1 pseudogene is annotated in these 431 nt (G+C 68.0%); it reads left to right on the top strand.

Features of this window, described 5'->3' with window-relative positions:
* Positions 1 to 431, top strand: a pseudogene (locus tag G6O54_RS37090) (hypothetical protein); the annotation flags it as partial.

Genomic DNA, 431 nt, shown 5'->3' with positions numbered 1-431 from the left:
ATCAACGCCGGAACGCTCGCCAAGACCGACGGCACCGGCACCAGCCTGGTCGGCGGCAACGTCTCCCTCACCAACTCCGGCACAGTGAACGCGGCCTCCGGAACGCTCAGCCTGCAGGGAGGTGGGACCTTCACGGCGGCATCGACGCTCACCGCGGCGTCGGGAGGCGACCTGGATTTCAACGGTGGGACGTTCGACCTGCCGGCGGGGTCGAAGGTCGTGGGGGCGTCCGGCAGCACGTTTAGCTTCAGCGGGGCGAATGTAACGATCGAGGGCTCATACACGACGGCCGGCTCGACGGCCGTGAGCAACGGCGAGGTGGACTTCAACTCTGCCGCGACCACGTCGACGCTGATGCAGTCTGGTGGGATCCTGGGCGGGTCAGCGACGGTGACCGTCACCGGGGCAACGACGTGGTCTGGGGGGACGCA

Origin of the sequence: Aquisphaera insulae, assembly GCF_011064615.1 — a bacterium.
GTDB lineage: Bacteria > Planctomycetota > Planctomycetia > Isosphaerales > Isosphaeraceae > Aquisphaera > Aquisphaera insulae.
Note: the sequence above shows the minus strand (reverse complement) of the source record. Positions and strands in the feature narration are given on the sequence as shown.